Origin of the sequence: Nitratidesulfovibrio sp., from assembly GCF_040373385.1 — a bacterium.
Lineage (GTDB): Bacteria > Desulfobacterota > Desulfovibrionia > Desulfovibrionales > Desulfovibrionaceae > Cupidesulfovibrio.
Window position 1 is genome coordinate 83,462 of the sequence record NZ_JBDXXH010000012.1, and the last position, 7,930, is coordinate 91,391.

At 65.9% G+C, this 7,930-nt stretch carries 5 protein-coding genes; all 5 read left to right on the forward strand.

Going from position 1 to position 7,930, the window contains the following annotated elements; translation table 11 throughout:
• Positions 1–377: 377 nt before the first annotated feature.
• Positions 378–2,405 (forward strand): excinuclease ABC subunit UvrB, encoded by a 2,028-nt coding sequence (gene uvrB, locus ABWO17_RS16250; RefSeq protein WP_353120374.1) that lies wholly within the window; start codon positions 378–380, stop codon positions 2,403–2,405.
• Between the two features lie 255 nt (positions 2,406–2,660).
• Complete coding sequence (locus ABWO17_RS16255) at positions 2,661–3,701, forward strand: potassium channel family protein (RefSeq protein ID WP_353120375.1); 1,041 nt, start codon at positions 2,661–2,663, stop codon at positions 3,699–3,701.
• Positions 3,698–4,543 (forward strand): glycosyltransferase family protein, encoded by an 846-nt coding sequence (locus ABWO17_RS16260; RefSeq protein ID WP_353120377.1) that lies wholly within the window; start codon positions 3,698–3,700, stop codon positions 4,541–4,543. The genes ABWO17_RS16255 and ABWO17_RS16260 overlap by 4 nt, the downstream gene beginning before the upstream one ends.
• Complete coding sequence (gene ligA / locus ABWO17_RS16265) at positions 4,519–6,939, forward strand: NAD-dependent DNA ligase LigA (protein ID WP_353120379.1); 2,421 nt, start codon at positions 4,519–4,521, stop codon at positions 6,937–6,939. The genes ABWO17_RS16260 and ligA overlap by 25 nt, the downstream gene beginning before the upstream one ends.
• An 83-nt stretch (positions 6,940–7,022) precedes the next feature.
• Positions 7,023–7,802, forward strand: a complete 780-nt coding sequence (gene dapB, locus ABWO17_RS16270; RefSeq protein ID WP_353120380.1) for a 4-hydroxy-tetrahydrodipicolinate reductase — start codon at positions 7,023–7,025, stop codon at positions 7,800–7,802.
• Positions 7,803–7,930: the final 128 nt, after the last annotated feature.

Consider the following 7,930-nt stretch of genomic DNA (forward strand, 5'->3'; position numbering starts at 1 on the left):
GCGGTCTCCATGCGTGGTTCCGGGGGGGGGGGCCGAGTCGTGGACCTGGCCGCCGGAAGCGCGTGCTTCGTCGGGTTTGGCGTGGCGGGCGACCGGGGTGTACCTGCGGGTGCAGACAACGGGCCGTGCCGCTTCCGGATTTTCTAGACCATCTTTCCGACGGATGGAAGGGGGCGGCAGGCCGTACCGCGTCTCCGGCCCTGCCCGGATATGTCACCCACGGGCACCCACGGTCACCCACGGTCACCCAGTCGGCCTGCATGGCCGCCGGGCGGTGTCGCTCGGCTCCTGCGCGGCAGAGTGCCCGCACGAATGTTCAAGACCCAGCATACGCATCCCACGCAGCATGGGCCCGCCAGCGGGCCACGGAAACACATATGACCCAATCCCCGTTCATCCTGCACACCGAGTACGAACCGCGCGGCGACCAGCCGGAAGCCATCGGCCAGATCGTCTCCAACATCGAGGCGGGCGTGACGGATCAGGTACTGCTGGGCGTCACCGGTTCCGGCAAGACCTTCACCATGGCCCAGGTCATTGCCCGCTGCGGCAGGCCCGCCCTGGTGCTGGCCCCCAACAAGACCCTGGCCGCCCAGTTGTACAACGAATTCCGCCAGCTGTTTCCGGAAAACGCGGTGGAATACTTCGTCAGCTATTACGACTACTACCAGCCGGAAGCCTACGTGCCGTCGTCGGACACGTACATCGAGAAGGATTCGTCCATCAACGACAACATCGACAAGCTGCGCCACGCGGCCACCCACGCGCTGCTCACCCGGCGCGACGTTGTCATCGTGGCCTCGGTGTCGTGCATCTACGGCCTGGGTTCGCCGGAATACTACGCCAAGCTGGTCATCCCCGTGGAGACGGGGCAGCGGCTGTCCATGGATTCGCTGATCACCCGGCTGGTGGAAGTGCAGTACGAGCGCAACGACTACGACTTTCATCGCGGCACCTTCCGGGTGCGCGGCGACGTGCTGGAAATCATCCCCGCCTACCACCACGAACGGGCGCTGCGCATCGAATTCTTCGGTGACGACATCGACGCCATCAACGAGATCGACCCGCTCACCGGGCAGGTGCTGGCCTCCGTGGGCAAGACGGTCATCTACCCCGCCAGCCACTATGTGTCCGACCGCGACAACCTGGTGCGCGCCATTTCCGACATCCGCGACGAATTGGGCGAGCGCCTGCGCGAACTGAAAGGCGGCAACCGCCTGGTGGAGGCGCAGCGGCTGGAGCAGCGCACCATGCTCGACCTCGAAATGATGGAGGAAATGGGCTACTGCAACGGGGTCGAAAACTATTCGCGCCATCTGGATGGCCGCAAGGCGGGCGACCCGCCATCGTGCCTGCTGGACTACTTTCCCGACGACTTCCTGCTGTTCGTGGACGAATCGCACATCACCGTCTCGCAGGTGGGGGCCATGTACAAGGGCGACCGGTCGCGCAAGTCCACCCTGGTGGACTACGGGTTCCGCCTGCCCTCGGCACTGGACAACCGCCCGCTGGAATTCCACGAATTCCTGGCCCGGCTGAACCAGGCCATCTATGTTTCCGCCACGCCGGGCAAATGGGAGCTGGACCGCTCGCAGGGCATCGTGGCCGAGCAGATCATCCGGCCCACCGGCCTTGTCGACCCCATCACGGAAGTGCGACCGACAAAGGGGCAGGTGGATGACCTTCTGGGCGAATGCCGCCTGCGCGCCGCGCGCGGCGAGCGGGTGCTGGTGACCACCCTTACCAAGCGCATGGCAGAAGACCTGACCGAATACTTCAACGAGATGGGCGTGGCCGCCCGCTACCTGCATTCCGACATCGACACCATGGAGCGCATGGCCATCATCCAGGCGTTGCGCCGCAAGGAATTCGACGTGCTGGTGGGCATCAACCTGCTGCGTGAAGGTCTTGATATCCCGGAAGTTTCTCTGGTATCTATCCTTGATGCGGACAAGGAGGGCTTTCTGCGCTCCATGGGTTCGCTCATCCAGACCTTTGGCCGCGCCGCGCGCAACGTCGAAGGCCGGGTGCTGATGTACGCGGACGTGGTGACCCGCTCCATGCAGGCCGCCATGGACGAGACGGCCCGGCGGCGCGAACGGCAGATCGGCTACAACGAGGCGCACCACATCGTGCCCGCCACCATCCGCAAGGCGGTGGAAACCCCGTTCGACGCCATCTATGCCGAAGCGGCAGAGGCCAAGGGCCGCAAGGGCGCGGCGCAGGCGGCGGAAACCTTTGCCCCGTGGTCCAGCGATCCGCACGAACTGGCAAAACAGATCCAGCAACTGGAACGCGAGATGCGCGAGGCCGCCAAGGAACTGGAATTCGAGCGGGCGGCGGAACTGCGCGACCGCATCCGGCTGCTGCGCGAACATCTGCTGGGGGCTGACGGCGCGGGCTAGGGCTGCCGGGGCTATGCTTTCCGGCCAGCCAGATGCAGGGCAGCCGGGGCTGGCGTGCCGCAAGACGCACGGCACCTTGTCCACATCGGCATGCTGCGTGGCGTATGGCCGCGTTCATGGGGTCGACGGCGGGTTCAACGGCGGGTTCGACGGTGGGTTAGTTGGCGGGACAATGGCGGGCGAGGGTGCGCGATGGTGCGCCTTGCGCATGACCAGCCCACTCCGGGCCACAACGGTCACACAGGAAAACGGCGCATGCGGCAACACCCGCTGATCACCACGTACCATCGGCTGCGTACCCGTCTTGGCGCGTGGGGGCCACTGGTCATCAGCCAGTGCACCATGCTGCTGGTGTTCGCCTCGGCAACCTGGGCCTACTCGCACATCGAGGGCTGGTCCCTGTGGGACAGCTTCTACATGGTGGTCATCACCCTTTCCACCGTGGGCTTCCAGGAGGTGCACCCCCTGTCCAACACGGGCCGGGTGCTGACCACGGTGCTGATTCTGACGGGTGTCGGCAACTTCGCCTTCATCCTCGGCGCGTTCTCGCAACTGCTGGTGGATGGCAAGCTTTACAAAGTGCTCGGGAGGCGCAGGGTGCTGAAGACCATATCGTCGCTACGCGGCCACTGCATCGTCTGCGGCTACGGCCGCATCGGCTCCGTGGTGGCCCGCGAACTGATGCAGGAAGGCGTGCCCATCGTGGTGGTGGAAAACGACCCCGTGGCCGTGGAACGGCTGGAAAACGACGGCATCGTGCACCTTGCGGGCGACGCCACCAGCGACGATGTGCTGAACGCCTGCAACATCGGGCATGCCCGGGCGCTGGTGGCCGCGCTGTCGCTGGATTCCGCCAACGTCTACGTGGTGCTCAGCGCGCGCCAGATGAACCCGGACATGGCCATCATCGCCCGCGCGGGCGATGCCTCGCACATCGGCAAGTTGCAACTGGCCGGGGCGGACAGGGTATTCCTGCCGCATCACCTTGGCGGGCTGCGCATGGCCCAGTCCATCTTGCGGCCCACGGTGACCACGTTCATGGAACTGGCCCACTCCAAGACCGACCTGAACATCCAGATGGAAGAACTGACCGTGGGCGATGCCTCCGAGCTGGCGGGCAAGACGCTGATGGCGTCGGGCATCCGGCAGCGCTTCAACCTCATCGTCATCGGGGTCAAGAAGCCCGACGGGCGCATGCTGTTCAACCCGGAATCCACGTATGAACTGAACCCCGGCGACACCCTGGTCACCGTGGGCAGGCCGGAGAACTTCCGGCAGTTGCAGGATATCCTGTGACGGGCGGCGCCTGCCCGGAAGGCGGCGGGGATGCTGGGACTGCCGCCGCGCCTGCATCCGGCCCCGCGTCTTCCCCCGTCATCGCAACGGTCATCCTGCACTACGGCGACCCGGCCCTGGCTGCTACCCTGGCCGACACCCTGCGCCGGGCAGACCCCGATCCCGTGAACCACGCGGAGCGGGTACTGGTGCTGGACAATGCGGCTCCGCGCCCAGCCAACGGCGCATGGCGCAGGCTGCCGGACAACCTGTTCTGGGGCGGCGCGCTGGCCTACTGTCTGGACGCCGCGCGTGACATGGGCTGCACGCACCTGTGGTTTCTGAACAACGACATTTCCTTCGAAACGCGCCCGCCGCTGGTGGCACGGGCGGCCCTGCGCATGGTTCGCATGGGCGCGGCACTGGCCGCGCGCGGACTGGGCGGACCAGCAGGCAGGGTGGGGGTGTACGCCCCGGCGGTGGACCGCAACCCCTACCACCCGCAGATGGTGCGCGATGCGCGCGTCCAGTACCGGCGCGTGGCGCTGGTGGACGGCATTGCCCCGCTGATAGACCTTGATTGCGCCCGCGAGGTGGGCGGCGCGGACTGCGCCGACAACCCGCGCGGCTACGGGGTGGATGTCTGGTTGTCCCTGCGGGCGCACCGCGCGGGCTGGCCGGTGGTGGTGGATCATCAACTGGTGGTGCGCCACCGCTACCACACCACGGCGCGCTCCGTGGATGGCTTCATGGACGCCGCCGCCCGCGCCGAACACGAGTACATGACCCGCCGCCTCGGCCCCTCATGGCGCGACGAGGTGGCCCGACTGCAACATCAATGGACCGACGAGACCACGCTGTGAGCATTTCCGACGAAAATTCCCCGGCCAATACCGCGCCCGAAGCCGCTCCGGTCGCCCCTTCCCATGTCGCCGCCCGTGCCGAATCGCTGCGCGAGCAGCTGAACTACCACAGCCAGCTTTACTACAAGGGTACCCCGGAAATCTCCGACGCTGAATACGATGCCCTGTTCCGCGAATTGCAGGACATCGAGGCGGAATGGTTGAGTTTGCGTACGTCGGATTCTCCCACCCATCAGGTGGGCAGTCCGCGTCGTCTGGCAGATGCTACGGATCCGTCTATCAACCGTGCGGGCAGTTCGCGTCTTGAGTTAGAGGGTACAATCCGTGCTGAAGGGCGGGCACAACAGCATACTCTTCGCATGTATAGCCTGGACAATGTGTTTTCAGCAGAAGAATGGGATGCATTTGTACAGCGCTTGTTACGGGCCGAGCCGAAAGCCGATCTGGCCTTCTGGTGTGATCCTAAAATGGACGGCCTAGCTATTGAGGTCATCTACGAGAACGGAGAGTACACCACGGCGCTTACTCGAGGTGATGGTGATGAGGGGGAGATAGTTACCGAGGCAGTGAGTACCGTGCGTAATTTGCCTCCCCGTCTTCTGGGTGATGGGCCACACCCGACGCGGCTTGAGGTTCGAGGCGAGTTGATCATGACTCGTCATGATTTCGAGGCCCTCAACGCCGCCCGACGCGGCTCGGGCGAAAAGCTGTTCGCCAACCCGCGCAACGCCGCCGCCGGTTCGGTGCGCCAACTGGATGCCTCGGTCACGGCAGGGCGTCCGCTGCGCTTTCTGGCCTACGGGGTGGGGCAGGTGGTCTGGCCTGCCGAGGTGACTGGTGGTTCCTCCTCCGGCGCACAGGGGCCGGAAGCGCGTTGGGCCACCCACTGCCAGGTCATGGCCGCATTGGCGGACTACGGCTTTGGCACCCCGCCCGATGCACGCCGCTGCGAAACCCCGGCGGACGTCATGGCCTACTACGAAGATTTGGGCCGCCGCCGGTCGGAACTGCCCTTCGACATCGATGGCGTGGTGGCCAAACTGGACGATCTGGCCGCGCAGGCCGCGCTGGGCTATACCGCCCGCGCCCCACGCTGGGCCATCGCCCTGAAGTTTCCTGCCCATCAGGCAACCACCCGGCTGGAGCACATCGCCATTCAGGTGGGCCGTACGGGGGTGCTGACCCCGGTGGCCGAACTGGCGCCCGTGGCCGTGGGCGGGGTTACCGTGTCGCGCGCCACCCTGCACAACGAGGACGAAATCCGCGCCAAGGATTTGCGCGTGGGGGACATGGTGGTCGTGCAGCGCGCGGGCGACGTGATTCCCGAGGTGGTGCGCCCGTTGGTGGACCAGCGCCCCCCCACCGGCCTGCCGGAGTTCGAATTTCCGCGTGCCTGTCCCGTCTGCCACACCCCGGTACGCCGCGAACCCGGCGAGGCCGCGTGGCGCTGCGTCAACGTGGGCTGTCCTGCCGTGGTGCGCCAGTCGATCATCCATTTCGTGTCCAAGGCCGGGCTGGACATTCAGGGTGTGGGCCGCAAGTGGGTGGAACTGCTGGTGGACCGGGGCAAGGTGGTCAGCCCGGCGGACCTCTTTGCGCTCGACAAGCAGACCCTGCTGGCCTTCGAACGCATGGGGCCGAAACTGGCGGAGAATTTCGTTGCCGCCTTTGATGGGGCACGCACCGGAGCCACCCTGAACCGACTCATCTGCGCACTGGGCATCCGCCATGTGGGCGAGCAGACCGCGCGCACCCTGGCCACCCACTTTGCCGACCTTGACGCGCTGGGCGCGGCAGAGGCAGAGACGCTGCAACAACTGCCGGACATCGGGCCGGAGGTGGCTGCCTCCATCCGTGCTTTTTTCGCCAACGAAGGCAACCGTACCCTGCTGGAACGGCTGCGGAGCGTAGGACTTTGGCCGGTGCGCCCTGTGCGCTCGGACTCGGACGCGACAGGCACACCGGGTGAAGGCAACGGCCCCCTGGCCGGGCTTGGCGTGCTGTTCACCGGCTCGCTGTCCACGCTTACCCGTTCCGATGCGGAACGCCGTGCCGTTGCCGCCGGGGCCAACATCCTTGGCAGCGTCAGCAAGAAGCTGGACCTGCTGGTGGTGGGTGACAAGCCCGGTTCCAAGCTCGACAAGGCCACGAAACTCGGCATACGGGTACTGCGGGAACAGGAGTTTCTGGATCTGCTGGCAGGGAAGGGCGGAGAGGCTCTTGCGGGCGGCAAAGTCGCGTCCGACGCGACTCCGGAAGTCGAGCCCGATGCGGCCTCGGACGTCGCGCCCCCGTCTGCACTGTCTGCACTGTCCGCCTCGACCGAATCAACCGAATCAACCGAATCAACCGCAGCTGCCATGTCCCGCAAGAAGGACCAGCATTCGTTGCTGTGATTTCCGCCATTTCCGATCAGACGCCGCGCCCACCCGGCCGCATCCGGTTACGGCGGCGCGTGCATAACGCATAAGGAGCGAGCATGAGCACTTCGATCATCGTCACGGGCGCGGGTGGCCGCATGGGTTCCACCATCTGCCGCATGGCGCAGGAAGATCCGGCCCTTACGCTGGCCGCCGTCGTCGAACGTCCCGAACGCCTGGCCTCGCTCGACGTGTGGAAATGCCCTGCAGGCAGCGACGCGGATGCGGTGTTCGCGCAGGTACCCGGCGGCGTGGTGGTGGACTTCACCTCGCCCGAGGCCAGCCTGGCCAACGCCCGCGCCGCCGCCAGGGCTGGCGTATCCCACGTCATCGGCACCACGGGCCTGACCGCCGAGCAGAAGTCGGAACTGGCCGAACTGGCCAAAACCGCGCGCATCTTCTGGGCGCCCAACATGAGCATCGGCGTCAACGTGCTGCTCAAGATCCTGCCGCAACTGGTGCAGCAACTGGGCGAGCAGTACGACCTGGAGATGGTGGAACTGCACCACAACCGCAAGAAGGATTCGCCCAGCGGCACCGCCCTGCGCCTTGCCGAATGCCTGGCCGAGGCGCGCGGCTGGAACCTGCCGGACGTGGCCAACTACCACCGCGAAGGCATCATCGGTGAACGGCCCAAGGACGAAATCGGCATCCAGACCATTCGCGGGGGCGACGTTGTGGGCGTGCACACCATCTACGCCATGGGCCCCGGCGAACGCATCGAAATCACCCACCAGGCCCACTCGCGCGAAAACTTCGCGCAGGGCGCCCTGCGCGCCGCCAAGTGGCTGCCGCAGCAGCAGCCCGGCACGCTCTATTCCATGCTGGACATGCTGTAGGCAGATAAAAAGAGTAACCGGGGGAGGAGGGAAACTTTTGCGCGCTGCGGTCCTCATCCGTAAGACTCGCGCGTTGCGCTCGCCTAACGGCTGAGGCAAAGTTTCCCTCCTCCCCCGGACCCCCACCA

Coding starts and splice junctions, on each gene's coding strand:
- uvrB (WP_353120374.1), top strand. CDS start 378: ATGACCCAATCCCCGTTCATCCTGCACACCGAGTACGAACCGCGCGGC.
- ABWO17_RS16255 (WP_353120375.1), top strand. CDS start 2,661: ATGCGGCAACACCCGCTGATCACCACGTACCATCGGCTGCGTACCCGT.
- ligA (WP_353120379.1), top strand. CDS start 4,519: ATGGACCGACGAGACCACGCTGTGAGCATTTCCGACGAAAATTCCCCG.
- dapB (WP_353120380.1), top strand. CDS start 7,023: ATGAGCACTTCGATCATCGTCACGGGCGCGGGTGGCCGCATGGGTTCC.